We start from the raw sequence: 23,777 nt of genomic DNA, 5'->3' as shown, positions 1-23,777 counted from the left end.
GACGGGTATATGAAAAGAGGGAGCCAGGCCCCCTCTCTCAACTGGCTTATGCCAGTGCTGCTTTCGCTTTTTCGACCAGCGCGGTGAACGCGACTTTGTCGAATACTGCGATGTCAGCCAGGATCTTACGGTCGATTTCAACAGAAGCTTTTTTCAGGCCGTTGATGAATTTGCTGTAAGAAATACCGTTCTGACGTGCTGCTGCGTTGATACGCGCAATCCACAGTTGACGGAACTGACGCTTACGCTGACGACGGTCACGGTAAGCGTACTGACCTGCTTTGATAACAGCCTGGAAGGCAACGCGGTATACGCGTGAACGCGCACCGTAGTAGCCTTTAGCTTGTTTCAAAATTTTCTTGTGACGTGCACGTGCAATTACACCACGTTTTACGCGAGCCATGTGTGCTCTCCTGTATCTATTCTAAGTTAAAAAAGTTAAACGTTAACGACTTATGCGTACGGCAGGCACGCGATAACCAGGCCCAGATCGCCTTTAGAAACCATGGCTTTTGGACGCAGGTGACGTTTACGCTTGGTAGCTTTCTTAGTCAGAATGTGACGCAGGTTAGCGTGCTTGTGCTTAAAACCACCTTTACCGGTTTTTTTGAAGCGCTTAGCAGCACCGCGTACGGTCTTAATTTTTGGCATTTTAATAACTTCCACTTCGCATTGTTAAATAAACGAAACATAGGCGAGCAAAACCTATGAGGCCCGAAGGCTCCACAGATTTTGCTGCTTGAAGGCCTTACTGTTTCTTCTTAGGAGCGAGCACCATGATCATCTGGCGGCCTTCGATCTTCGTAGGGAAGGATTCGACTACTGCCAGTTCACTCAGATCGTCACGGACGCGGTTAAGCACTTCCATACCAATCTGTTGGTGGGCCATTTCACGACCGCGGAAACGCAGTGTGATCTTGGCCTTATCGCCATCTTCCAGAAAGCGAATCAGGCTGCGGAGTTTTACCTGATAATCGCCATCGTCGGTACCAGGACGGAATTTAATTTCCTTAACCTGGATAACTTTTTGCTTCTTCTTCTGTTCCTTAGAAGACTTACTTTTTTCATAAAGGAACTTGCCGTAGTCCATGATACGACAAACTGGCGGTTCGGCGTTAGGGCTGATTTCAACTAAATCTACTCCAGCTTCTTCAGCTTTTTCGATTGCTTCTCTCAGACTCACAATCCCCAGCTGCTCGCCTTCCAGACCTGTTAAGCGAACTTCCTGGGCGCGAATCTCGCCATTGATACGATTCGGACGTGCCGTTTGAACTCGTTTTCCGCCTTTAATACCTTATTCCTCCAGTTGTTGAAGACTGCGGCTGCGAATCTCTTGTTGCAGCTTCTCAATCACTTCACTTACGTCCAGGCTGCCCAGGTCTTTACCACGGCGGGTGCGAACGGCAACTTTGCCTGCTTCCACCTCTTTATCACCACAGACCAACATATACGGGACACGACGTAAAGTGTGCTCGCGGATTTTAAAGCCAATCTTCTCATTTCTCAAGTCTGCTTTTACGCGAATGCCCGCATTTTGTAGTTTCTGCGTCAATTCTTTAACGTAATCCGCCTGAGAATCGGTAATGTTCATGACCACTACCTGCACCGGCGCAAGCCAGGTTGGGAAGAAGCCCGCGAACTCTTCGGTCAGGATGCCAATGAAGCGCTCCAGAGAACCGAGAATAGCACGGTGAATCATTACAGGGACCTGACGCTCGTTGTCTTCGCCAACATAAGAGGCGCTTAAACGCTGAGGCAGGGAGAAGTCCAGCTGTACTGTGCCGCACTGCCAAGCTCTGTCGAGACAGTCATACAGGGTAAATTCAATTTTCGGACCGTAGAAGGCGCCCTCACCCAGCTGGTATTCAAACGGAATTCCGTTCTCTTCCAGCGCCACGGCGAGATCCGCTTCTGCACGATCCCAGGTCTCATCGCTACCGATACGTTTTTCCGGACGCGTTGAGAGTTTGACCACGATCTTCTCGAAGCCAAAGGTACTGTACATATCGTAGACCATACGAATACAGGCGTTAACTTCATCACGTACCTGATCTTCAGTACAGAAGATATGCGCATCATCCTGCGTAAAGCCACGAACACGCATCAGACCGTGCAGCGCACCTGATGGCTCGTTACGGTGGCAGCTACCGAACTCTGCCATACGCAGCGGCAGATCGCGGTAAGATTTCAGACCCTGGTTAAAGATCTGAACGTGGCCCGGGCAGTTCATTGGCTTGATGCAGTATTCACGGTTCTCAGAAGAGGTGGTGAACATCGCATCTTTGTAGTTGTCCCAGTGGCCGGTTTTTTCCCACAGCACACGGTCCATCATGAACGGACCTTTCACTTCCTGATACTGGTACTCTTTCAGCTTGGAACGCACGAAGGTTTCCAGTTCACGGAAAATAGTCCAGCCGTCGTTATGCCAGAAGACCATACCCGGTGCTTCTTCCTGCATATGGTACAGGTCAAGCTGTTTACCGATTTTACGGTGGTCACGCTTCGCCGCCTCTTCCAGGCGCTGCAGGTAGGCGTTCAGGGCTTTTTTATCTGCCCACGCGGTACCATAAATACGCTGCAACATCTTGTTGTTGCTATCGCCACGCCAGTAGGCGCCAGCAATTTTCATCAGTTTGAAGTGATGGCAGAAGCGCATGTTCGGCACGTGCGGCCCGCGGCACATGTCGATGTATTCCTGGTGATGATACAAGCCAGGCTTGTCATCATGAGCAATGTTCTCATCAAGAATAGAGACTTTATAGCTCTCGCCACGCTTCACGAAGGTTTCACGCGCTTCGTGCCAGCTGACTTTCTTCTTAATGACGTCATAGTTGGTTTCGGCGAGCTCGTGCATACGTTTCTCGAGCGCGTCGATATCTTCCTGGGTCAGGGTGTGGTCAAGGTCAACGTCGTAGTAGAAGCCGTTGTCGATAACCGGGCCGATCGCCATTTTGGTGTTTGGCCACAGCTGTTTGATGGCATGACCTAACAGGTGCGCACAGGAGTGACGAATGATCTCCAGACCTTCTTCATCTTTTGCGGTGATGATAGAGAGTTGCGCGTCGTTTTCGATCAGATCGGATGCATCAACCAGCTCACCGTTCACACGGCCCGCGATGGTCGCTTTCGCGAGTCCAGGACCGATGTCCAGGGCAACATCCATTGGGCTAACGGCGTGGTCGAAATGGCGTTGGCTGCCATCAGGAAGAGTAATTACAGGCATTTTATATCCTTATTTGCAGTGATGCCCCACACATAAGAGCATATACAAAGAAAATAATCATAGTTTAACAAGAGATTACGACACCATCTGACCAACAATCGTCAAATTGGCTCGTCATCCTGCACCTGCCAAAATCAGAATAATGCCGGTTTACGGCAGGCTTTCTAATGGTAACACTAATGACAGGGCGTATGCACCCTCTGCGACCAGTTTGAACGTATGAGGGCACGATCGCCTACCAGAGCTCGCAATACCCGATTGTTGAGCTATTCTTGAACAGGTCCTGACACAGCCATGAGGCATCACATGAATGTATCCAGTAGAACCGTAGTGATATTGAATATACTTTCTGCTGCCGGTTTAGCGTTGATCCTTGCCGAGAGATTTCATTGGTTCTAGCCCAACCGATGATGTGGCATAACCTTCTGTCCCCGACAGCGCGTATTTTGATAGACTGAAGGCATCAACAGACAAGGATTAGGTTATGCCAACAAAACGATTTGCCGTCAAACACTGGAAAATGGTGCTGGTCTTAATTGCCATCTGCGGTGCAATGCTGCTATTGCGTTGGGCGGCGATGATTTGGGGCTAAGCGGGAATTTGACGCAACGGCGTACAGAATAAAACACGTTATCGATATTCCACCTGTTTTTCGTCAAGGCGAAATACAGGTGGAATAATGGCGTACACAATTACCTGTCAGGATCATTCACCTGCTACCAGTTTATGTACATCAAACGCGTCATTCATTGATTGACCGGTAGACGGCGCGCCCGGCGCGATGTTTGACCCGGCTTCAACGTCAGAAGCGTGAGTCATTCCAACCTGACTGGCATCATCTGCAGCGAATACACCAAACGAAAGTGCAGAAAGCACCATGGCTGCAGCAGTATTTTTGATTTTTTTCATACTATTATTCTCTTTCTGAAGACATGCAATACTTCTCAAGGCAAATAAATGCCTGTGTATTGAGTATAACGCTGGTTCATCCTTTTGCCTCGCCTGGTTATTATCAATTTGTGTCAAATAAACAGAATGCGGTCTGGCCAGGATGAATTATGAAGAAATTAAGAGGATTTTTGAGGACCAATTATTTTAAAACGGCGTTTAATATAAAACAGCACAGTTTCTGAAAATAAAAAACGGGCCGAAATAATCGGCCCGTCTGCATTACATCTTATAGCCCAGTGAAACGGTGGTTCTGCGGTCGGTATGATCCGGCGCAGTCTCTGGAGGCGAAGAGTTCCAGGTCACGTTATAGGCCACTTTCAGGCCAAAGTGTTCGTTGATGTCCACATTCAGCGCTGTCTCAGAGTTCAGCGTTGTGTCCTCGGCGCCAAACACAGAAACACCCTGGGTGAACTTCGTGTTGTCGGTCATCTGCCAGGCGTAGGTGCCAGACGCATAGCCGAGCGGTTGCGTTTTGGTATCGCCGTCGGTGAACTCGTCATAACGGACACCCGGACCGAATTCGAAGCGGAAGCTATGAACCGGACCGTTCAGGAACTGACGACCATAACCTGCGGTGAAGACATCGCGTTGACGATAGCCGTTGTAACGGTCAGTCAGCCAGCTTGCCTGGCCAAACAGGTAGTCATAGTCAGTCATGTTGTAACGGCTACGTCCACCTACCGCGTATTTCTCGGAGGAGCGTTCATCGTTAGCGGAGGTGTTGCTGGCGTTTCCCCACAGAGACCAGGCGGTGGTGTTACCGTACCAGGTCAACGTGCTATCCGCCGTCAGAGAGGAGCTTTTCGTGTTACCGGATTGCGCCAGGTACCCGGCGTTCAAATTACCTTCAAAAGGTTTTTTCGCCGCGGTGGGATCGTCCATGACAGTAAAAACGGAATCATCAGCGGTTGCGCTCATAGCCGCAAACACGCCCCCCGCCAGCATCAGTGCAGCGGGCACTGTCTTCAAAAGCTTCATTTTATTAAGGAGTCCGTACAACAAAAAAAGAGACCACACGGTCCCGGAAACTTTCTTGAGGATCAATGACAAGGCGTCCAGAGAAAGGTAACAAATTATAAAAAGCCGCAAATAACATAGCAATGTTTTCTTATTTCATTTTTTGAATAAGAACGATCCCAAAATGCGTTTTATTTTATATATCGCTTAGCCTTCGCTTTGTCATTATTCATATTGAAAATCATACTGTTATTTACATTGCCTTCCTGCCAAATGGTGCCAGACTAAAAGGAACCCACGCTAAAAGGAGGTAATGATGGTTTCTATCTACACTCTGACGCTCTCCCCTTCCCTCGATTCCGCCACCCTCACGCCGCAGATTTACCCGGAAGGTAAACTTCGCTGCAGTGCCCCGGTGTTTGAGCCCGGCGGCGGGGGGATCAACGTGGCACGCGCCATCACCCATCTCGGTGGGAAAGCCACGGCGATATTCCCCGCAGGCGGAGCCACCGGCGAACATCTTGTCTCTCTGCTGGCTGATGAACAGGTCGCCGTGGAGACGGTCGAGGCCAAAGACTGGACGCGTCAAAATCTGCACGTGCACGTGGAGTCCAGCGGAGAGCAATATCGCTTTGTGATGCCAGGCGCCAGACTGAGCGACGACGAGTTCCGTCAGCTTGAAGAGAAAGTGCTGACGATTGAAAGCGGTTCACTGCTGGTCATCAGCGGCAGTCTGCCACCCGGTGTCAGTACGGAAAAGCTGACGGCGCTCATTCGGGCCGCACAGCAGCGCGGCATCCGCTGTATTGTAGACAGCAGCGGCGAGGCGTTGCAGGCAGCGTTAGAGCCGGGCAATCTTGAGCTGGTCAAACCAAACCAGAAAGAGCTGAGCGCGCTGGTTAACCGCGAACTCACTCAGCCGGATGATGTGCGCAGCGCGGCCCAGGAGCTGGTGCGCACGGGTAAAGCGCGGCGCGTGGTGGTCTCTCTTGGCCCGCAGGGGGCGCTGGCCGTGGATGAAACGGGGTCAGTGCAGGTTGTCCCGCCGCCGATGAAAAGCCAGAGCACCGTAGGCGCAGGCGACAGCATGGTTGGGGCAATGACGCTAAAACTGGCGCAGGGCGCGACGCTGCTGGAGATGACACGCTACGGCGTGGCGGCAGGTAGCGCGGCAACCATCAACCAGGGAACGCGGCTGTGTTCGCTGGCCGATACGCAAAAAATTGTCGATTACCTGTCCCGAAATTAACCCGCTTTCCCCTTCGCGCTGAAGGGGAAATGCAGTGCAAAGTCGCCAAACACACACTATCGACTATGCTAAGAAAACTTTCATGATAACAACGAGGTGAATTATGAGCAGTGGTGACATCACCCGCTACGTCGTTACCGTCAACATTCATGAAGCATCGCTGACCGAGCTGAATGAGCTTAACAACGCCTTTACCCGGGCCAATTTCCTGCTCACGCTGACGGATGAAGAAGGCAATATTCATGATTTAGGCACGCTGGCATTCGGCCTGATAAGCGCCCTCAGCGAAGAGGAGGTTCGCGCGCTGGCGGAAAGCCTGGCTGAGAGCGTGACAGATAAACCTGCCGAAATTGATGTGGATACCTGGGAAACCTGGCAGAAAAAAGAACAATAAGTGCCCTGCATGAAGGTAAACCGCTCAGGTGTGCGTTAGTTCGTATTTTTTTACCGCAGTTATGCGCTAACTTTATGATCTGGCAGACAACATGGGAGAGAGATCATGTGGCAGGCTATCAGTCATCTTTTACGTGAACAACTGGGCGAAGGTGAAATTGAACTGCGTAACGAACTGCCAGGCGGAGAGATCCACGCAGCATGGCACATACGCTACTCAGGGCGCGATCTCTTCGTAAAATGCGACGAGAGAGAGTTGCTCCCGATTTTCACCGCCGAAGCCGATCAGCTGGAACTGTTGTCGCGCAGCAAAACGGTCACCGTCCCGGAGGTGCTGGCCGTGGGCAGCGACCGCGACTACAGCTTTCTGGTGATGGAATACCTCCCTGCCCGTCCGCTGGATGCCCACAATGCGTTTATTCTGGGACAGCAGATAGCGCGCCTGCATCAATGGAGCGACCAGCCGCAGTTTGGTCTCGACTTTGATAACGATCTCTCCACCACACCACAACCGAATGCCTGGCAACGCCGCTGGTCGACCTTTTTTGCCGAGCAGCGTATCGGCTGGCAGCTTGAGCTCGCCGCCGAGAAAGGCCTCGAATTTGGCAACATTGATGCTATCGTCGAGCATATACAGCAGCGCCTGGCCTCTCATCAGCCTCAGCCTTCTTTGCTGCACGGCGATTTGTGGTCCGATAACTGCGCGCTGGGCCCCAATGGGCCGTATATATACGATCCGGCCTGCTACTGGGGCGACAGAGAGTGCGACCTCGCCATGCTGCCCCTGCACCCCGAGCAGCCGCCACAAATTTATGACGGCTATCAGTCAATCTCCCCCTTACCGCAGGGCTTCCTTGACCGCCAGCCGGTGTATCAGCTTTATACCCTGATGAACCGCGCAATTCTGTTTGGGGGTGAGCATCTGGTGAACGCACAGCGGGCGCTTGAGCGTGTGCTGGCCGCATGAAGGCAGGACGGGTGGCCTCAGGCCACCCAGTGATTATAAAAAGCCGAGCAGTGAGAAAAAGAAGTAGCCCGCCACAATAATGATCACCGGCAGGACATAGAGCGGAAAGATTTGCAGGAAGATAGAGTGACGCGGCACCACGATGCGGGACTCGATCTGTTCACGCGTCATCCCTTCCGGGCCTTTGGCCTGTTCCAGAATCATCTGGTCTTCCACCCCTTCACGTAAAAAACGGGTCTGACGGCTCATGCGTGCCCCTGACGCCTGTAACGCCATGGCGATAAAGATCAGCGCATAAATCACCCAAAACCCGATATTGAGCTGCTGGTGAAAGTCCGGCGTGGGCGAGTTGAACCAGAAGATATTCAAAAATGGCGTGTTAAAACGCATCATCTCAATCATGACATGCGCAAAATCAAGCATGACCGCATTGATACCCGGCTGTTTTTCGCTGTGATCGTACATAAACTTGAGCACAGAAATCAGCGTAGAAATAACGGCAGGAATAAAAATCACCCAGCCAGCAACCCGTTTTAAGACAGCAATGCGTCCAGCTTGTTGATACGTCATCAGTTCCTCTTCATAAAGACGCGTTATTTGTGGCTAAGTCTACCTCCTGACCGTCTTTTTCGCCCGATCTTTAAAGGCAATATGCTAAATTGCAGATTGTACTTAGCACGTATCGTCTGTCGTACACCCTTAATAAGGAGACGTTGTGATGTCGACACCGCGCCAAATTCTTGCCGCTATTTTTGACATGGATGGATTACTGATCGATTCCGAACCGCTCTGGGATCGTGCTGAACTGGACGTCATGGCCAGCCTCGGCGTCGATATCAGCCGCCGCCATGAACTCCCGGATACGCTGGGCTTGCGTATCGATATGGTGGTTGACCTGTGGTATGCCCATCAGCCATGGGTGGGCCCGGATCGCGATGAGGTCACCGCCCGCATTATCAGCCGCGCCATTGCGCTGGTGGAAGAGTCCAGGCCGCTGCTGCCGGGCGTCCGTGAAGCTGTCGCCCTGTGCAAAGCGCAGGGGCTGAAAGTGGGACTGGCCTCCGCCTCCCCGCTGCACATGCTGGAAAAAGTGCTCACCATGTTCGAGCTGCGTGACAGTTTCGATGCGCTGGCCTCTGCGGAAAAGCTCCCCTACAGTAAGCCCCATCCCCAGGTGTATATGGATTGTGCCGCTAAGCTCGGTCTTGATCCATTAACCTGCGTGGCGCTGGAAGATTCCGTTAACGGCATGGTGGCCTCTAAAGCTGCGCGGATGCGTTCCATTGTCGTTCCTGCTGAAGAGGGCCGACACGATCCCCGTTTTGCGCTTGCCGACGTGAAGCTAAACACCCTGGCTGATCTGACGGTGCAACACCTGCGAGGCGAATAAACGCTCTGTTTCAGGCAGCCTCGTGCTGCCTGAAAATAAAATAAAACACCGTTCCATTTCGGTTGCATTTCTCACGCCCGACTCCTATTCTAAGTTTCAGAACGACAATCACCTGCTTCTGAGGCGCGAATGATACTGGATACCTTTACTCTTTCAGGAAAAGTGGCCATCGTCACCGGATGCGATACCGGTCTGGGGCAAGGCATGGCCATCGCGCTGGCACAGGCGGGCTGCGATATCGTGGGCGTCAACCGTAAAGCGCCTGAGCAAACAGCGGCCAGCGTGACGGCGCTCGGCAGACGGTTTACGGCCATTCGGGCCGACCTCGGCCAGCAGGCGAGTCTTCAGGGCGTTGTGGAGCGTGCCGTCGCTGAGATGGGGCGCGTCGATATTCTGGTGAATAACGCCGGGACGATTCGCCGGGAAGATGCGCTGGCGTTCACGGAAAAGGACTGGGATGAGGTGATCGACCTCAATCTGAAATCCGTCTTCTTCCTCTCACAGGCCGTGGCAAAGCAGTTTATCGCCCAGGGTCAGGGTGGGAAAATCATCAACATCGCCTCAATGCTCTCCTTCCAGGGCGGCATCCGCGTGCCCTCTTATACCGCCTCAAAAAGTGGCGTGCTGGGGATCACCCGTCTGCTGGCGAACGAGTGGGCGGCGCATGGCATTAACGTCAACGCTATCGCACCGGGTTACATGGCGACCAATAATACGCAGCAGCTGCGTGATGACGAGCAGCGTAGCCAGGAAATCCTTGACCGCATTCCTGCCGGGCGTTGGGGCGTACCGGAAGATCTGCAGGGCCCGGTGGTGTTTTTGGCCTCCGCCGCGTCAGACTACGTGAACGGCCATACCCTGGCCGTCGACGGGGGCTGGCTGGCGCGTTGACCCGCTTTGTGACAAAGAGTTACACCGTCACCTCTTTCGCCTACTGTATAAAAACCCTATACTGTATGAATTGACAGTTTCCTGGGTTTTATCATGACGGCGGAAGGCCACCTGCTTTTTTCCATTGCGTGCGCAGTATTTGCCAAAAACGCTGAGCTTACCCCCGTGCTTGCACAGGGGGACTGGTGGCATATTGTTCCTTCTGCCGTGCTGACCTGCCTGTTGCCCGACATCGACCATCCTAAATCTTTTCTTGGGCAACGCCTGAAGTGGATCTCAAAACCTATCGCCCGTGCGTTTGGCCATCGCGGGTTTACGCACAGCCTGCTGGCCGTGTTTGCCCTGCTGACGCTGTTCTATTTAAAAGTACCTGAAAGCTGGATAGTGCCCGCCGATGCCATTCAGGGCATGGTGCTGGGCTATTTGAGTCATATTCTCGCCGATATGCTGACGCCTGCTGGCGTGCCGCTGCTGTGGCCCTGCCGCTGGCGTTTCCGCCTGCCTGTTCTCGTTCCCCAGAAAGGGAATCAGCTTGAGCGCGTGTTGTGCATGGCTCTGTTCGCCTATGCCGTCTGGATGCCGCAGACATTGCCCGAAAACAGTGCAGTGCGCTGGTCATCTCAGATGATCAATTCGCTGCAATTTCAGTTCAATCGCTTTATTCATCACCAGATTGAACAGTAAAACAGCAAAATTATCGCATTTGTCATAACCCATTCCATTTGGATATAAGCGCGACATCACACTTCTGCTAACCTTGCGCCAACAGGACCGGTAAAAACCGGCCACATAATAAATCAGGAGAACGGGGATGAATTTTCCACTCATCGCGAACATTGTCGTGTTCGTTATATTGCTATTGCTTCTCGCCCAGGCGCGTCACAAACAGTGGAGCCTGGCGAAGAAAGTGCTGGTGGGTCTGGTCATGGGTGTCGTGTTTGGCCTGGCCTTACATGCCGTCTACGGCTCCGATAGCCCGATACTGAAAGACTCCATTCAGTGGTTCAATATTGTCGGTAACGGCTATGTCCAGTTGCTGCAGATGATCGTCATGCCGCTGGTATTTGCCTCTATTCTGAGCGCTGTTGCTCGTCTGCATAACGCTACGCAGTTGGGTAAAATCAGTTTCCTGACCATCGGTACGCTGCTGTTTACCACGCTGATTGCTGCGCTGGTGGGGGTGCTGGTGACCAACCTGTTCGGCCTGACCGCCGAGGGTCTGGTTCAGGGTACAGCTGAAACCGCGCGCCTGACCGCAATTCAGACCAACTACGTGGGTAAAGTCGCTGACCTGACGGTGCCGCAGATGGTGCTCTCCTTCATTCCGAAGAACCCGTTTGCTGACCTGACAGGCGCCAGCCCAACTTCCATCATCAGCGTGGTGATTTTCGCTGCCTTCCTGGGCGTGGCGGCACTGAAACTGCTGAAAGACGATGCGCCGAAAGGCGAGCGCGTGCTGACCGCTATCGATACCCTGCAAAGCTGGGTGATGAAGCTGGTTCGTCTGGTGATGCAACTGACCCCTTACGGTGTTCTGGCACTGATGACCAAAGTGGTTGCTGGCTCTAACCTGCAGGACATCATTAAGCTGGGCAGCTTCGTTGTCGCCTCTTATCTGGGTCTGGGCATTATGTTTGTCGTACACGGCATCCTGCTGGGTGTGAACGGCGTAAGCCCGCTGAAATACTTCCGTAAAGTCTGGCCGGTGCTGACCTTTGCCTTCACCAGCCGTTCCAGCGCCGCATCTATTCCGCTGAACGTCGAAGCGCAGACTCGTCGCCTGGGTGTACCTGAGTCTATTGCCAGCTTCTCGGCCTCCTTTGGTGCCACGATTGGTCAGAACGGGTGTGCGGGTCTCTACCCGGCGATGCTGGCCGTGATGGTTGCGCCAACGGTTGGGATCAATCCGCTGGATCCGGTCTGGATTGCTACGCTGGTCGGTATTGTCACCATTAGCTCCGCAGGCGTTGCGGGCGTGGGCGGCGGTGCTACCTTCGCCGCGCTGATTGTTCTGCCTGCGCTGGGCCTGCCGGTAACGCTGGTGGCCCTGCTGATCTCCGTTGAACCGCTGATCGACATGGGGCGTACCGCACTGAACGTGAGCGGCTCAATGACGGCCGGTACGCTGCCCAGCCAGTGGCTGAAGCAGACCGACAAAGCCATCCTGGATAGTGAAGACGACGCCGAGCTGGCGCACCGTTAATCATTGAAAATAAAAAAACCGCCATCAGGCGGTTTTTTTATACGTGTTATTTTTCAAACTTCTTCATCCTGTCGAATTTGTACCGCCCACCGCTGGGCCGCTTCCGGCACAGTAAACACCGGAGAACGACGGAAATGCTCGCCAATCAGCACAAAGGCCACATATTTGCCACGTAACTGCCAGACATCGCGATAGCCATCCACCTTCAGCGCATGTTCAGGGGGAGCGGGTTCGACACGGGGCACGTAGCTAATAACCTGGCGATTTTGTTGACGAAGAGGTTTCATAAGCGACTGGTTCATTAAAGCACATTCTGAAAGCAGGAAATTTCTATGATAGCCGATCCTGCCCCCACGCGTCGCGCCTTGCGTGTGGTGGACCGCCTCTTTTACTAAGGCGGTGTCTGAAAAAGCTGAGTTCGCCTGCCCTTTCCGTACATTGTTCTATAGTTAACAGGGTTTTTTAGGAATGAATAAAGGAGAAGCGTGCAATGTCGAACAAAGATAACACACATCAATCACCCATTCATGGCACTGAAGAATCACAGCCGGGTATGGACTCCCTTGCACCTGAAGATGGCTCTCATCGCCCTTCACCGGGCCCCTCAGCCCCTGGCGAGCAGCCCACCGCGCCCGGTAGCATGAAATCGCCGGACACCGGCAATGAGAAGCTAAAATCACTCGAGCCACACCGCAAAGGCGGAGAAGGCTATGCGTTGACCACCAATCAGGGGGTGCGCATCGCTGACGATCAGAATTCCCTGCGCGCGGGATCCCGCGGACCGACTCTGCTGGAAGACTTCATCCTGCGGGAAAAAATCACCCACTTTGACCATGAGCGTATCCCGGAGCGTATCGTGCACGCCCGCGGTTCCGCCGCTCACGGCTATTTCCAGCCCTACAAGAGCCTGAAGGAAATCACCAAAGCTGACTTCCTTTCAGACCCGGATAAGATCACACCCGTATTTGTGCGCTTTTCCACCGTGCAGGGTGGCGCAGGTTCGGCAGATACCGTGCGAGATATTCGCGGCTTTGCCACCAAGTTTTATACCGAAGAGGGTATTTTCGACCTGGTCGGCAATAACACCCCGGTCTTTTTCATTCAGGATGCGCATAAATTTCCTGACTTTGTCCATGCGGTAAAACCGGAGCCCCACTGGGCGATACCGCAGGGACAAAGTGCGCATGACACCTTCTGGGACTATGTCTCCCTGCAACCCGAGACGTTACACAACGTGATGTGGGCGATGTCTGACCGCGGGATCCCGCGCAGCTATCGCACCATGGAAGGGTTTGGCATTCATACCTTCCGGATGATCAACGCCGAGGGCAAAGCGACGTTTGTCCGTTTCCACTGGAAACCGGTCGCCGGGAAAGCCTCGCTGGTGTGGGATGAAGCCCAGAAGCTGACCGGGCGCGATCCGGACTTCCATCGCCGCGAGCTGTGGGAATCCATTGAAGCGGGCGACTTCCCGGAATATGAGCTGGGGTTACAGCTGATCCCGGAAGAGGACGAATTCAAATTCGATTTTGACCTGCTGGATCCGACCAAACTGATCCCCGAGGAGCTGGTACCGGTTCAGCTGGTGGGCAAAATGGTGCTTAACCGCAACCCGGATAACTTCTTTGCCGAGAACGAACAGGCGGCCTTCCACCCCGGTCATATCGTCCCGGGCCTGGATTTCACCAACGATCCGCTGCTGCAGGGGCGACTGTTCTCCTACACCGATACGCAGATCAGCCGACTCGGCGGGCCGAACTTCCATGAAATTCCGATTAACCGCCCCACCTGTCCGTACCACAATTTCCAGCGCGACGGGATGCATCGTCAGGATATCGATACCAACCCGGCCAACTATGAGCCCAACTCCATCAACGATAACTGGCCGCGTGAAACGCCTCCTGGCCCGAAACGGGGTGGATTTGAGTCGTATCAGGAACGTGTGGACGGCAACAAAATCCGCGAGCGCAGCCCGTCATTTGGAGAGTATTACGCCCACCCTCGCCTGTTCTGGAACAGCCAGACACCGATTGAGCAGCAGCATATTATCGGCGGCTTCAGCTTCGAACTGAGCAAGGTTGTGCGGACCTACATCCGCGAGCGCGTTGTCGATCAGCTGGCACACATTGATATTCAACTCGCCCAGAGTGTGGCCGATAACCTCGGCATTACGCTGACGGATGAGCAACGCAATCTTGCCCCGCCGAAAGAGGTCAACGGGGTGAAAAAAGATCCGTCGCTCAGCCTGTACGCGGTGCCGGGAGGCTCGATTAAAGGCCGGGTGGTAGCGATCCTGCTTAACGACAAAACCCGCGCCAGCGACGTGCTGGGGATCATGCAGGCGCTGAAAACCAAAGGCGTACACGCCAAACTGCTCTACTCCCGAATGGGTGAAGTAACTGCCGATGACGGGTCAGTGCTGCCGGTTGCCGCCACCTTTGCCGGTGCGCCATCCCTGACGGTGGACGCGGTGATTGTGCCATGCGGCGATATTGCCAGCCTGCTCAGCAACGGTGAAGCGGTCTATTATCTGCTTGAAGCCTATAAGCATCTGAAACCGATCGCCCTTTCCGGTGATGCGCGACAGTTTAAAGCGCGCCTGAACGTGGCCGATCAGGGTGAAGACGGGATTGTGGAAGGCGATAACGTCGACGACGCGTTTATGACGAAGCTGTTTGATCTGCTAGCCGCGCACCGCGTCTGGTCGCGTAGCAGCAAGATTGACCAGATACCGGCGTAAAAAAAGCCGGGTGGCGCTTGCGCTTACCCGGCCTACATTTCGACTGGTTTTGTAGGCCCGGTAAGGCGAAGCCGCCACCGGGCTTTGTCTTAAAGATCCCCGAAAGTCCCCAACCGATACCCGCGCTCGGCAATCGCGTATTTCAGCGACGGCGACGTCAGCAACTCCAGCTCCGCCAGGCGCGGCCAGCAGTAGGCGCTCTTACGGACGGTGTTATCGACAAACGCGGGATGCGCCATCACCTCCAGCGACCGTTCCCCCCGGGCTGCGGAATCATCCAGCACCTTCAGGAACAGCGCTTCGTCGATCTCCTCACCGTAAAACGCGCTGCTGAACCCCTCCGTTGTTGTCACGGCAAAGTACGGCAACCCGCGCACGTCGCGATCCACACGCATCGCCACGCCTTTACGCTGAGCAAAATCCGCAACGAGCGGGAATATCGCCGGGATCATATGCACATGATGATGGCTGTCGATATGGGTTGGTTCGCGACCAAAGAGGTCAACAAAACGGTTGTACTGACAGTCCAGCTCGCGGGCAATCTCTTCGAGCGGCAGCGCGTCCTGCTCCGCCAGTTCCCAAATCCATTTCCCGAGTTGCCCGTCACGCGTCAGGCCCGGCATCGCTGAAAGCGGCCTCCCCAGCGTCAACACAAAGTGCATGCCCACGCCCAGCTCAGGCGCTTCACGGCTCAGCTGCGCCGCGTGCTCTATCGCCTCTCCATTCACCAGCGCGGTGGTCGAGGTCACCACACCCCGTCGGCAGGCTTCAACAATGCCGTAATTTTGCCCCTTAGACAGGCCAAAATCATCAGCATTGACGATCAGCAGGTTTTCCATCGCACGTCCTCTTAACGGTGTTGATGCTTGAGCTTCTCAACCGTGGCGGCAAAGTTTGGCAGCCATTTTTCATGCGCCAGTATCATCTCGCTGGCCAGCCCTTCCGCATCGCGGTCGGAATGCACCAGCGGGCTGAGGTTCAACGCCAGCAGCACATCATTCAACTCACCGCTCAGCGCAGCGTTGCTGGCCGCCACTTCAAACCCTTTGATGGTATGGATGAGCCCCATCACTTTGTCATCAAAGTGGGTAATACGCGGATGCGGTTTTGCCCCCTCACGGCCCAGGATACAGGTCATCTCTACGGCCCAGTCGGCCGGGATATTGTCGATATGGCCGTGGTGCGGCACATTGACGTAGTGCTCAGCCTGCTTGTCATTGTAAATGGCGTTGATCACTTCGCACGCCGCGTCGGAATAGTACGCTCCACCGCGCTGTTCAAGCTCTTTCGGCTTCACGTTCAGGTTTGGATCTTTATACAAATCAAACAGCTGCTTTTCAACTTTCTGCACAACCTGAGCGCGGGCACCGCCTTTATAGTACTCGCCCATTTCGATGGCCAGCATCTCTTTCTGCTTGAAGTAGTAAAGCAGATACGAGCATGGCAGCAGATTCAGGGAACGGATGAGCCCTTCGCTGAACGGCAGGTCGAAGATATTTTTTACGGATGCTGCGGTCAGGCGGCCGGAAGCCACGCCGTCCAGCAGTTCAGCAAAGCGAGACTGGCCGTTTACTATCACATCTCTGATGAACACCATGTGGTTAAGGCCAAACAGATCGATAGAGAGATCGTCGTTGTCGGTCAGCTCCAGCACGTCGCGGATGAACATCTTCATGCCAATCGGAATATTGCAGACGCCGATAAAACGCTTGAAGTTGGTATGGCGATAGACCGCCTCGGTGACCATCCCGGCCGGGTTGGTAAAGTTAATCACCCATGCGTTCGGGCAGATCGCCTGCACATCTTTGATGATGTCGAAAATGACCGGGATGGTGCGCAAACCTTTAAACAGGCCGCCCGCGCCGTTGGTTTCCTGTCCCAGATAGCCGTGGCTCAGCGGAATGCGTTCGTCCAGTTCACGCGCTTTGAGCTGGCCCACGCGCAGCTGAGTGGTAACGAAGTCAGCGTCCTGCAACGCCAGGCGACGATCGAGGGTTTTATGCACGGTTAAGGGCACACCGGCTTTTTCTACCATCCGCTGGCACAGGTCAAAAATAATATTCAGCTTTTCCTGCCCTTCTTCAACATCCACCAGCCATAATTCACTGACCGGTAATTCATGATAACGTTTCAGGAAACCTTCCAGTAATTCCGGGGTATAGCTGCTGCCGCCGCCAATGGTCACGACTTTTAATTTCTTTTGCATAACATCTCCCTTAGCGTATCAGGTTAATCGCCTGCAAGGTATAGCGGACTCTTCCCGCTATTTGGGCAAGCAATCAAGTCAATATTCGTGGCGAATAAACTCGCCAGGCACTAATTAATTACCGTCAAATTCTTCCGGTAACTGTTTGGTGTGAATGAGGTAAATTTCTTAAAGGTTTTAATAAACAGGCTGGGGCTACTGTAACCGGACTCATAAGCAATATCGGTGACAGAGTAGTTGGTAATTTCCAGCTGTTTTTTGGCAAAATTAATGCGGATTTCATTAATAATTTGCACGGGCGTTTTACGATAATAACGCTGTGTCGCCCGGGTCAGGTATTCCTGGGATTTTCCGGACAGTGACACCATATTTTCCAGAGCATTCTCGCTGAACTGCCCTTTGTCGTGCATCAACTCGACGGTACTGCGCAGCCATTGCGGAATGTCGTCGCTCACCTGCTGCTCTTCACGGTGGTGGCGAAGACGGTTCATCACATAGAACGTCACGGTTTCAATAAATTCATCGAACTCATTGTCGCGGAAGTTGAGCGAGGCGATCACCGTTTCGATCCAGGTCATAAATTCGTTTTTTACGCGATAGACCTGTGACGCCACAAAGCAGAACGGCACCAGCGGCAGATAGTGTTTCTCAAAGAAACGTCTGCTGACGCCAACATTCAGAATACGGGTGGCACCAAATTCGTAAAAGCTCTGGTGATAAGATCCCATCGGCAGGAAAACAAAGTCACCGCGCTCCAGCAGGACACGCTTGCCGTTAATCTCCTGATAGTAGCGGCCGGTCAGAACAATCGTGAACTCGTAGTAGTCATGCTGGTGCAGACCACTGGCGCTCTCCGTCTTGTTGTAAATAACCACGTGAAAATTCTTGCCATTAAACAGCTGCTGTTCAAGTGCGGTTTTAATTTCCATCGTGCTGACCTCCTGCTACTCAATCTGACTTACTGCAGCTTCTCGTGAAGCTCAATTAACTCTGCCACCAGCTCGCGTGCCAGCATCGAGGTCATCAGGTGATCCTGTGCATGCACCAGCACCAGGCTGACTTTCATCTTCCCTTCCCCCTGGTCGCCTTCGATAAGCTTAGTCTGCACCAGGTGCGCTTCATTCAGCGCGATACGGGATTGATCCATCATGGTCTTAGCGGCGGCAAAATCGCCCTGCTTGGCCTGCTTCAGGGCGGCATACGCCAGGCTACGTGCTTGCCCGGAGTTAATGATAAGCCCCATCACCACTTCTTCCAGATCGTTCTCTACGGCGTCTTCGGCTACGATACTATCCAAATCTAACATTTTTAAGCTCCTTTTCGCTGGCGCGGGTTACCCCGCGCCGGGCAATATTTAGAATTTCAGTGCGAGGGCGATATCCTCTTCGCTCTCTTCTTCATCAATCACGGTCGCGGCTTTGTTAGCTATCGCCACGAATGGCATGTAGAGCAGTGTTGCAATCCCGAGGTTGAATATCGCCAGCAGGAAGGCCGCGACGCTACCGTTGGTGTTGAAGAACGCTCCCAGCCCCGCCGGCATGGTCCACGGCGCAATGTTGGTAACAGGCGGGATAATGCCCAGGTAATAGGCCGTCAGGGTGATCCCCGCCAGCAGCGGCTGAATCAGGACGAATGGAATGAACATCACCGGGTTCATGATGATAGGCAGACCAAACAGAATCGGCTCGTTAATCTGGAAGATGCCTGACGGCAGCGCCAGCTTCGCAACCTGACGATGGTCAGCGCGACGAGAGACAATAAAGACCGCGATGATCAGACCCAGCGTCGCCCCGGTACCCCCCAGGAAGATATAAGAGTCCAGCATCGGCTTCGCCCACACATGGAAGGTTTTACCGGCTGCCAGCGCCGCATCAACGGAGCCGTACTGCTGATAAAGTGCAACGTTTTCCAGTGCCCATGGGGTCATGATACCGCTGTCCAGCGCGGCCAGTGCCAGTGAACCATGTACGCCGAAGAACCACAGCAGGGAGGTGAAAATCACGTACGCCCAACCGACCACGCCACCCATCGACGCCAGCGGCGTTGAGATAGAGTCCATGATGATCTGGTGGAAGTTTGTGCCCCAGTGAGAGAGCGCCCAGGCAATAATCCCCATGATGGAGAGAATAATGAAGCCTGGAATCAACGCGGAAAATGAACGGGAAACGGAGCCCGGTACGCTATCTGGCAGGCGAATTACCCAGTTGCGACGGATAATAAAGGTGAACATCTCGGCAACCACCAGACCGATAACGATACCGGAAATAATGTTTGCCCCACCCAGCCAGTTGGCACCCACAGCATAAGCTTCACCCACGCTGTATGGGGTGACGGTCATAAAGGCGGCAACGGACAATAACCCCGCGGCCAGTGGATCTACCTTACGTTCTTCGGCTAATGCCATCCCAATAAAGAAAGGCGCCATCAGCGACATAATACCCAACGTACCGTTATATACGTTGCCGCCGATGGCTTTAAAACCGTTAAGGGTTTCAATGGTTGAAGCGTCTAACCGAATTCCTAATGAATAAAAAAAGGAACCTTCACCAAAGCTCAGAAAAACGTTGTTAATTAAAACGAACATTGCCCCGGCCAGCGTCAACGGCATTAATTTAATAAAGCCGTTTTTGATGGCGTTAACGTGAGGCTGCTTTCCTATTTTAACAGCAAAAGGAAGGAGTACCTTTTCAAGTGAAGCGATGACTTTACTCATAGGAAAATACCCTTAAATGCCGCAACGTATGTCGCGGCGTATTGTGTGTGAAATAACTCTTTGACGGGAAAAATAAAAATTAATTAGCAGCTTTTTTAATTGCTGCCACAGCAGCTTTCAGTACACCTAAACCATCAATCTTACCGTACAGCCCTGAGTCGATAACCTCGACCGGTTTATTCGGTAACAGACGTTGAATTTCTGGCAACATGTAAGCGATCTGCGGACCCAGTAAAATAACATCTGCGGTCTGGCCTTTTTCACCCGCCAGCGTTTCCGGGAACGCTTCGATCACCACCGGCACTTCATACTTTTCGGCCTGTGCACGCATCTTCGACACCAGCAGTGACGTTGACATGCCTGCAGAGCAGAACAGGTAGATATGTTTCTTTTCCATCATGATTTCCCTCTTTTATGACTACCTGCCGTCTCGCTATCACTCGACTCGCTCTCCTGGCTGACAGGTAATGTGCTGACTGTTGTTTATCGTTGGAGTGAGTATACGTAATGGTACAGAGGGGGGATAATTCTGCACAGGCCTAAATTGTCTCTCATTGACCTGGCTTGTTGACTACCTTCACATTTCAGGCAAATAATTCGCGCAAAGAAATAAGATTTACGTATGCATAAAAAAACCGGCCCAAAGGCCGGCTTGTTAACATCCTCAGGCAAGCAGGGTTACTGCGCCTTAGGTGCTTGCGGATCGGTATCGTATTCAGCACAGGTCTGGTAACCGGAATTGATGACGTGACCGGTGTCATCCAGAGCAACAAAGTATGTTTCTGCCTTACCATCACGTTGACCCAGGATATAGGTCTGGCAGGTACCACGCGCATGGATCATGGTCACTTCTGACGAAGGCTTACCGGCAATCGCAGCCACCTGCGAACGGGTCATGCCTTTTTTGACATCTTTTACTACCGGCTGTGTAAACTGATCTTTGGTGCGATCGTAAGCCGTACACCCTGCCAGCATAGTCAGTACCGCCGCTGCGCTAAGAATTCCTGCTACGTTCTTGTTCATATTCCGTCCTCTTGTTTATCAGCGTGTTATCTAAGCATGGGATAAAAAGTACTATTGTTCAACTTTGCGAGTTACGCCAGACGAATTTCGGAAAATTCTAATAAAACAACGATAAGCTGCTAAAACGCCGCAAAATAGCGCACTCGAAACTGTGATCCTTGTCGTTTTACGCCTGAAGGGTTAGTTTTAACAGTTAACACATTCTGTTTATGGTCTGCATATGGAGGGCGTGATGGCTCTGCAACACGAGATTATTCAGGCGCTGGGCGCGAAGCCTGCGGTAGATGCAAATGAAGAGATCCGCCGAAGCGTTGATTTTTTAAAATCCTATTTAAAAACGAACTCGTTTCTGAAAACGCTGGTACTGGGCATCAGCGGCGGACAGGACTCGACGCTGACCGGCAAACTCTGCCAGATGGCCATTTCAGAGCTGCGCGAAGAGACGGGAGATGAAGCGCTGCAGTTTATCGCCGTGCGTCTTCCGTATGGCGTGCAGGCAGACGAACAGGATTGTCAGGATGCCATCGCCTTTATCCAGCCAGACCGCGTACTGACGGTCAATATCAAAGGATCGGTGCTGGCGAGTGAGCAGGCGCTGCGTGAAGCGGGCATTGAGCTGAGCGATTTTGTGCGCGGCAATGAAAAAGCGCGCGAACGTATGAAAGCGCAGTACAGCATCGCAGGCATGACCAAAGGCGTGGTTGTCGGGACCGATCACGCGGCAGAAGCCATCACCGGTTTCTTCACCAAATATGGCGACGGGGGCACCGACATTAACCCTATCTTCCGTTTGAACAAGCGTCAGGGTAAACAGTTGCTGGCTGCGCTGGGCTGCCCGGAGCATTTATACAAGAAAGCGCCAACGGCGGATCTGGAAGACGATCGCCCTTCCCTGCCGGATGAAGCGGCGCTTGGTGTGACCTATGACAACATCGATGATTATCTGGAAGGCAAGAAACTGGACGAGAGTATCGCGAAGATTATCGAAGGCTGGTATCTGAAAACCGAGCACAAACGCCGCCCACCCATTACCGTGTTTGACGATTTCTGGAAGAAATAAAAGCAAAACGGTAACCCAGGTTACCGTTTTTAGTGTTTGCGCCCTCTCCCGAGGGAGAGGGTTGGGGTGAGAGTATCAGGCGACCCGGCTCTTTTTTAACCACCCCACACCTGCTACACTGTATACCTGAACAGTATATGGAGTCGTATGTGAGCAGGCGTCAATCTGCCCCGCGTCTGGAGTTTGAAGCGGCGGCTATCTATGAATATCCCGAACATCTCCGCCCCTGGCTTGAGGAATTACCTAAACAGCCGGGCGTGTACATCTTTCATGGCGAAAGCGACACCCTGCCGCTCTATATCGGCAAAAGCGTGAATATTCGCAGCCGGGTGCTGTCCCATCTGCGCACGCCGGACGAAGCCGCCATGCTCCGCCAGTCGCGACGCATCAGCTGGTATCCGACGGCAGGGGAAATGGGAGCGCTCTTACTGGAAGCCCGGCTGATCAAAGAGCAACAGCCGTTGTTTAATAAGCGTCTGCGCCGCAATCGTCAGCTCTGCTCGCTGCAGATAACCGCGGGCAAACCGCAGGTTGTCTATGCGCGCGACGTCGATTTTTCGCACGCACCGAATCTGTACGGCCTGTTCGCCAACAAACGTGCTGCGCTACAGGCGCTGCAAACGCTGGCGGACGAGCAGCAGCTTTGCTACAGCCTGCTGGGGCTCGAGGCCACCACTCGTGGACGCGCCTGTTTCCGCTCTGCGCTCAAACGCTGTGCGGGTGCCTGCTGCGGCAAAGAGAGCGTCGAGGATCATCACGCCCGGCTTCTTGGCGGGCTGGCGGCCATCAGCGTGAAGTGCTGGCCATGGGAAGGGGCCGTTGCGCTAAAAGAGGTGGGAGAGACAATGACACAGTACCACATCGTTCATAACTGGTTCTGGCTGGGGGCGGTCGATAATCTGCAGGAGGCCGCCACCCTGTTACGCACACCCGCCGGCTTCGACCATGATGGCTACAAAATTCTCTGTAAGCCCGTGCTGACCGGCGAGTTTGACGTGATTGTGCTTAATGACCAGGCAGCCAGTTGATTTCGCTGAATAATAACCTGCCGTGCGATTCCAGCAAACGCAGGGTGTGGGTTCCCTCCTCCCAGCTCGCGCCCTGATCGGCTGTCAGCAATTTATCCCCCAGCTGCCACGCACCGCTTAAGACGAAGACCACACCCCCACGTGAGCCAAAGGTAGTGAAAGTGCGGTCTGCCACCCGCACTTTCGCCTGGCAGCAATCCCGCCGGGTCATGATGTTGAAGTCCATCGACATCTGCCCGTCGCTTAACAGCGCTTTTACCGGCTGGTCGCCGGAAAAACAAAAGGGCTGATGGTGCTTCAGGGTATGGCAAAACGCCTGACCGGCATCCAGCGTCACTTCCCCCCCTTCCAGCAGGGTGATAACCCGGTCAACACCGGGAAAGGAGGAGAATTCGCCATTGCTGGCGATGGTCGCAATGCTGGCACGCCAGAAAAAATCGCGCGTCGCGTGAGGAAAACAACAAATTTCGCGCGTCTCACCAGCACCATTGCGCCAGAGACTGACCGGCATTTTACGGATATCAAAGAACTCCATCACCACTCCTGAATGGCGCAACGAGCGCCAGGGCAAGGATATCGCTATCGTTGCTGTCTTGTTTGTTATGATTGAATAGTTACAGACGTAGTATCGGCAGCAGAGCGGGCAAGCCTTAGCGGGACGCTGATAAAAAATCTAACGTCATGAATTCTCTGAAGCGATGACAGGAGAATACCGCGGCTGTTGCGGCAGACAAGAGGGTAAGAAAGAAAAAACCGCCGGTCCTGTCCACAGCATTTGCGCTT

Annotated in this window: 28 protein-coding genes; 12 read left to right on the top strand and 16 right to left on the bottom strand. The window is 53.3% G+C overall.

Annotated features, from left to right (window positions below):
* Positions 1-46 precede the first annotated feature (46 nt).
* From rplT to thrS, 4 genes are all read right to left on the bottom strand, one after another.
* Positions 47-403: a 50S ribosomal protein L20 gene (rplT, locus tag AK59_RS0103300; RefSeq protein WP_000124850.1), complete on the bottom strand. Its 357-nt coding sequence runs from the start codon at positions 401-403 to the stop codon at positions 47-49.
* Between the two features lie 50 nt (positions 404-453).
* Complete coding sequence (gene rpmI, locus AK59_RS0103295; protein WP_001124225.1) at positions 454-651, bottom strand: 50S ribosomal protein L35; 198 nt, start codon at positions 649-651, stop codon at positions 454-456.
* Between the two features lie 97 nt (positions 652-748).
* A complete protein-coding gene (gene infC / locus AK59_RS0103290) occupies positions 749-1,291 on the bottom strand; it encodes a translation initiation factor IF-3 (protein ID WP_023616141.1) in 543 nt (180 codons plus the stop codon).
* A gap of 3 nt (positions 1,292-1,294) precedes the next feature.
* Entirely contained in the window at positions 1,295-3,223 is a 1,929-nt protein-coding gene (gene thrS, locus AK59_RS0103285; protein WP_013097005.1) for a threonine--tRNA ligase, read from the bottom strand.
* Between the two features lie 294 nt (positions 3,224-3,517).
* Between thrS and yncL the strand changes: the two genes are divergently transcribed.
* Together yncL and yniD are read left to right on the top strand one after the other, a co-directional pair.
* Positions 3,518-3,622 carry a stress response membrane protein YncL gene (yncL, locus tag AK59_RS1000000124160; protein ID WP_071829997.1) on the top strand — a complete coding sequence of 35 codons (105 nt, stop codon included), beginning with the start codon at positions 3,518-3,520 and terminating at the stop codon, positions 3,620-3,622.
* A gap of 85 nt (positions 3,623-3,707) precedes the next feature.
* Positions 3,708-3,815 carry a small membrane protein YniD gene (gene yniD / locus AK59_RS1000000124890; protein ID WP_008500658.1) on the top strand — a complete coding sequence of 36 codons (108 nt, stop codon included), beginning with the start codon at positions 3,708-3,710 and terminating at the stop codon, positions 3,813-3,815.
* A gap of 113 nt (positions 3,816-3,928) precedes the next feature.
* On the opposite strand, the gene AK59_RS0103275 is transcribed toward yniD, so the two are convergent.
* Together AK59_RS0103275 and AK59_RS0103270 are read right to left on the bottom strand one after the other, a co-directional pair.
* Positions 3,929-4,132: a hypothetical protein gene (locus AK59_RS0103275; RefSeq protein WP_029882013.1), complete on the bottom strand. Its 204-nt coding sequence runs from the start codon at positions 4,130-4,132 to the stop codon at positions 3,929-3,931.
* A 261-nt stretch (positions 4,133-4,393) separates the two neighbouring features.
* The gene (locus tag AK59_RS0103270) at positions 4,394-5,152 is read right to left on the bottom strand and encodes a DUF481 domain-containing protein (RefSeq protein ID WP_013097007.1); all 759 of its coding nucleotides are present in this window, start codon (positions 5,150-5,152) and stop codon (positions 4,394-4,396) included.
* A 295-nt stretch (positions 5,153-5,447) separates the two neighbouring features.
* Here AK59_RS0103270 and pfkB point away from each other — a divergent pair, with 295 nt between their 5' ends.
* The 3 genes from pfkB to AK59_RS0103255 all read left to right on the top strand — a co-directional run bounded on the left by pfkB (position 5,448) and on the right by AK59_RS0103255 (position 7,740).
* Entirely contained in the window at positions 5,448-6,380 is a 933-nt protein-coding gene (pfkB, locus tag AK59_RS0103265) for a 6-phosphofructokinase II (protein ID WP_020688369.1), read from the top strand.
* Positions 6,381-6,483: 103 nt separating this feature from the next.
* Positions 6,484-6,774: a type V toxin-antitoxin system endoribonuclease antitoxin GhoS gene (gene ghoS, locus AK59_RS0103260; protein WP_013097009.1), complete on the top strand. Its 291-nt coding sequence runs from the start codon at positions 6,484-6,486 to the stop codon at positions 6,772-6,774.
* A gap of 105 nt (positions 6,775-6,879) precedes the next feature.
* Complete coding sequence (locus AK59_RS0103255; protein ID WP_013097010.1) at positions 6,880-7,740, top strand: fructosamine kinase family protein; 861 nt, start codon at positions 6,880-6,882, stop codon at positions 7,738-7,740.
* Positions 7,741-7,773: 33 nt separating this feature from the next.
* Here AK59_RS0103255 and AK59_RS0103250 read toward each other — a convergent pair whose 3' ends face one another.
* Complete coding sequence (locus AK59_RS0103250) at positions 7,774-8,310, bottom strand: YniB family protein (protein ID WP_013097011.1); 537 nt, start codon at positions 8,308-8,310, stop codon at positions 7,774-7,776.
* A gap of 148 nt (positions 8,311-8,458) precedes the next feature.
* On the opposite strand from AK59_RS0103250, the gene hxpB reads away from it, so the two are divergent.
* The 4 genes from hxpB to tcyP all read left to right on the top strand — a co-directional run bounded on the left by hxpB (position 8,459) and on the right by tcyP (position 12,224).
* Complete coding sequence (gene hxpB, locus AK59_RS0103245) at positions 8,459-9,130, top strand: hexitol phosphatase HxpB (RefSeq protein ID WP_029882012.1); 672 nt, start codon at positions 8,459-8,461, stop codon at positions 9,128-9,130.
* Positions 9,131-9,259: 129 nt separating this feature from the next.
* Positions 9,260-10,021 carry a 2-dehydro-3-deoxy-D-gluconate 5-dehydrogenase KduD gene (gene kduD, locus AK59_RS0103240; protein WP_029882011.1) on the top strand — a complete coding sequence of 254 codons (762 nt, stop codon included), beginning with the start codon at positions 9,260-9,262 and terminating at the stop codon, positions 10,019-10,021.
* A 93-nt stretch (positions 10,022-10,114) separates the two neighbouring features.
* Positions 10,115-10,705, top strand: coding sequence for a metal-dependent hydrolase (locus AK59_RS0103235; RefSeq protein WP_013097014.1), 591 nt, complete (start codon positions 10,115-10,117; stop codon positions 10,703-10,705).
* 127 nt (positions 10,706-10,832) lie between these two features.
* Positions 10,833-12,224, top strand: coding sequence for a cystine/sulfocysteine:cation symporter (tcyP, locus tag AK59_RS0103230; protein WP_029882010.1), 1,392 nt, complete (start codon positions 10,833-10,835; stop codon positions 12,222-12,224).
* A gap of 53 nt (positions 12,225-12,277) precedes the next feature.
* On the opposite strand, the gene cedA is transcribed toward tcyP, so the two are convergent.
* A complete protein-coding gene (cedA, locus tag AK59_RS0103225) occupies positions 12,278-12,526 on the bottom strand; it encodes a cell division activator CedA (RefSeq protein ID WP_071829998.1) in 249 nt (82 codons plus the stop codon).
* Positions 12,527-12,714: 188 nt separating this feature from the next.
* Between cedA and katE the strand changes: the two genes are divergently transcribed.
* Complete coding sequence (gene katE, locus AK59_RS0103220; RefSeq protein ID WP_029882009.1) at positions 12,715-14,964, top strand: catalase HPII; 2,250 nt, start codon at positions 12,715-12,717, stop codon at positions 14,962-14,964.
* Positions 14,965-15,053: 89 nt separating this feature from the next.
* Here katE and chbG read toward each other — a convergent pair whose 3' ends face one another.
* From chbG to osmE, 7 genes are all read right to left on the bottom strand, one after another.
* Complete coding sequence (gene chbG / locus AK59_RS0103215) at positions 15,054-15,803, bottom strand: chitin disaccharide deacetylase (protein WP_029882008.1); 750 nt, start codon at positions 15,801-15,803, stop codon at positions 15,054-15,056.
* 11 nt (positions 15,804-15,814) lie between these two features.
* Positions 15,815-17,170, bottom strand: coding sequence for a 6-phospho-beta-glucosidase (locus AK59_RS0103210; RefSeq protein ID WP_029882007.1), 1,356 nt, complete (start codon positions 17,168-17,170; stop codon positions 15,815-15,817).
* 110 nt (positions 17,171-17,280) lie between these two features.
* Positions 17,281-18,099 (bottom strand): transcriptional regulator ChbR, encoded by an 819-nt coding sequence (gene chbR / locus AK59_RS0103205; protein WP_013097020.1) that lies wholly within the window; start codon positions 18,097-18,099, stop codon positions 17,281-17,283.
* A gap of 29 nt (positions 18,100-18,128) precedes the next feature.
* Positions 18,129-18,476, bottom strand: a complete 348-nt coding sequence (gene chbA / locus AK59_RS0103200; RefSeq protein WP_013097021.1) for a PTS N,N'-diacetylchitobiose transporter subunit IIA — start codon at positions 18,474-18,476, stop codon at positions 18,129-18,131.
* 48 nt (positions 18,477-18,524) lie between these two features.
* Complete coding sequence (gene chbC / locus AK59_RS0103195) at positions 18,525-19,883, bottom strand: PTS N,N'-diacetylchitobiose transporter subunit IIC (protein WP_013097022.1); 1,359 nt, start codon at positions 19,881-19,883, stop codon at positions 18,525-18,527.
* Positions 19,884-19,962: 79 nt separating this feature from the next.
* Positions 19,963-20,280 carry a PTS N,N'-diacetylchitobiose transporter subunit IIB gene (gene chbB, locus AK59_RS0103190; protein WP_013097023.1) on the bottom strand — a complete coding sequence of 106 codons (318 nt, stop codon included), beginning with the start codon at positions 20,278-20,280 and terminating at the stop codon, positions 19,963-19,965.
* Between the two features lie 281 nt (positions 20,281-20,561).
* Positions 20,562-20,906 (bottom strand): osmotically-inducible lipoprotein OsmE, encoded by a 345-nt coding sequence (osmE, locus tag AK59_RS0103185; protein ID WP_003857836.1) that lies wholly within the window; start codon positions 20,904-20,906, stop codon positions 20,562-20,564.
* A 232-nt stretch (positions 20,907-21,138) separates the two neighbouring features.
* Here osmE and nadE point away from each other — a divergent pair, with 232 nt between their 5' ends.
* Entirely contained in the window at positions 21,139-21,966 is an 828-nt protein-coding gene (gene nadE / locus AK59_RS0103180; protein ID WP_013097024.1) for an ammonia-dependent NAD(+) synthetase, read from the top strand.
* Between the two features lie 149 nt (positions 21,967-22,115).
* Positions 22,116-22,994, top strand: coding sequence for an excinuclease Cho (gene cho / locus AK59_RS0103175; protein WP_013097025.1), 879 nt, complete (start codon positions 22,116-22,118; stop codon positions 22,992-22,994).
* Here the strand turns inward: cho and ves are convergent.
* Positions 22,972-23,529, bottom strand: a complete 558-nt coding sequence (ves, locus tag AK59_RS0103170; RefSeq protein WP_029882006.1) for an environmental stress-induced protein Ves — start codon at positions 23,527-23,529, stop codon at positions 22,972-22,974. The genes cho and ves overlap by 23 nt on opposite strands.
* Positions 23,530-23,777 lie beyond the last annotated feature (248 nt).

The sequence above is a fragment of the Enterobacter sp. T1-1 genome (assembly GCF_000710795.1).
Lineage (GTDB): Bacteria > Pseudomonadota > Gammaproteobacteria > Enterobacterales > Enterobacteriaceae > Enterobacter > Enterobacter cloacae.
This window is presented reverse-complemented; position numbering and strand designations above follow the sequence as displayed.

Excerpts from the sequence above, each read along its gene's own strand:
- rplT (WP_000124850.1), bottom strand. The coding sequence starts at position 403 with ATGGCTCGCGTAAAACGTGGTGTAATTGCACGTGCACGTCACAAGAAA.
- rpmI (WP_001124225.1), bottom strand. The coding sequence starts at position 651 with ATGCCAAAAATTAAGACCGTACGCGGTGCTGCTAAGCGCTTCAAAAAA.
- thrS (WP_013097005.1), bottom strand. The coding sequence starts at position 3,223 with ATGCCTGTAATTACTCTTCCTGATGGCAGCCAACGCCATTTCGACCAC.
- yncL (WP_071829997.1), top strand. The coding sequence starts at position 3,518 with ATGAGGCATCACATGAATGTATCCAGTAGAACCGTAGTGATATTGAAT.
- yniD (WP_008500658.1), top strand. The coding sequence starts at position 3,708 with ATGCCAACAAAACGATTTGCCGTCAAACACTGGAAAATGGTGCTGGTC.
- AK59_RS0103275 (WP_029882013.1), bottom strand. The coding sequence starts at position 4,132 with ATGAAAAAAATCAAAAATACTGCTGCAGCCATGGTGCTTTCTGCACTT.
- AK59_RS0103270 (WP_013097007.1), bottom strand. The coding sequence starts at position 5,152 with ATGAAGCTTTTGAAGACAGTGCCCGCTGCACTGATGCTGGCGGGGGGC.
- pfkB (WP_020688369.1), top strand. The coding sequence starts at position 5,448 with ATGGTTTCTATCTACACTCTGACGCTCTCCCCTTCCCTCGATTCCGCC.
- ghoS (WP_013097009.1), top strand. The coding sequence starts at position 6,484 with ATGAGCAGTGGTGACATCACCCGCTACGTCGTTACCGTCAACATTCAT.
- AK59_RS0103255 (WP_013097010.1), top strand. The coding sequence starts at position 6,880 with ATGTGGCAGGCTATCAGTCATCTTTTACGTGAACAACTGGGCGAAGGT.
- AK59_RS0103250 (WP_013097011.1), bottom strand. The coding sequence starts at position 8,310 with ATGACGTATCAACAAGCTGGACGCATTGCTGTCTTAAAACGGGTTGCT.
- hxpB (WP_029882012.1), top strand. The coding sequence starts at position 8,459 with ATGTCGACACCGCGCCAAATTCTTGCCGCTATTTTTGACATGGATGGA.
- kduD (WP_029882011.1), top strand. The coding sequence starts at position 9,260 with ATGATACTGGATACCTTTACTCTTTCAGGAAAAGTGGCCATCGTCACC.
- AK59_RS0103235 (WP_013097014.1), top strand. The coding sequence starts at position 10,115 with ATGACGGCGGAAGGCCACCTGCTTTTTTCCATTGCGTGCGCAGTATTT.
- tcyP (WP_029882010.1), top strand. The coding sequence starts at position 10,833 with ATGAATTTTCCACTCATCGCGAACATTGTCGTGTTCGTTATATTGCTA.
- cedA (WP_071829998.1), bottom strand. The coding sequence starts at position 12,526 with ATGAACCAGTCGCTTATGAAACCTCTTCGTCAACAAAATCGCCAGGTT.
- katE (WP_029882009.1), top strand. The coding sequence starts at position 12,715 with ATGTCGAACAAAGATAACACACATCAATCACCCATTCATGGCACTGAA.
- chbG (WP_029882008.1), bottom strand. The coding sequence starts at position 15,803 with ATGGAAAACCTGCTGATCGTCAATGCTGATGATTTTGGCCTGTCTAAG.
- AK59_RS0103210 (WP_029882007.1), bottom strand. The coding sequence starts at position 17,170 with ATGCAAAAGAAATTAAAAGTCGTGACCATTGGCGGCGGCAGCAGCTAT.
- chbR (WP_013097020.1), bottom strand. The coding sequence starts at position 18,099 with ATGGAAATTAAAACCGCACTTGAACAGCAGCTGTTTAATGGCAAGAAT.
- chbA (WP_013097021.1), bottom strand. The coding sequence starts at position 18,476 with ATGTTAGATTTGGATAGTATCGTAGCCGAAGACGCCGTAGAGAACGAT.
- chbC (WP_013097022.1), bottom strand. The coding sequence starts at position 19,883 with ATGAGTAAAGTCATCGCTTCACTTGAAAAGGTACTCCTTCCTTTTGCT.
- chbB (WP_013097023.1), bottom strand. The coding sequence starts at position 20,280 with ATGGAAAAGAAACATATCTACCTGTTCTGCTCTGCAGGCATGTCAACG.
- osmE (WP_003857836.1), bottom strand. The coding sequence starts at position 20,906 with ATGAACAAGAACGTAGCAGGAATTCTTAGCGCAGCGGCGGTACTGACT.
- nadE (WP_013097024.1), top strand. The coding sequence starts at position 21,139 with ATGGCTCTGCAACACGAGATTATTCAGGCGCTGGGCGCGAAGCCTGCG.
- ves (WP_029882006.1), bottom strand. The coding sequence starts at position 23,529 with ATGGAGTTCTTTGATATCCGTAAAATGCCGGTCAGTCTCTGGCGCAAT.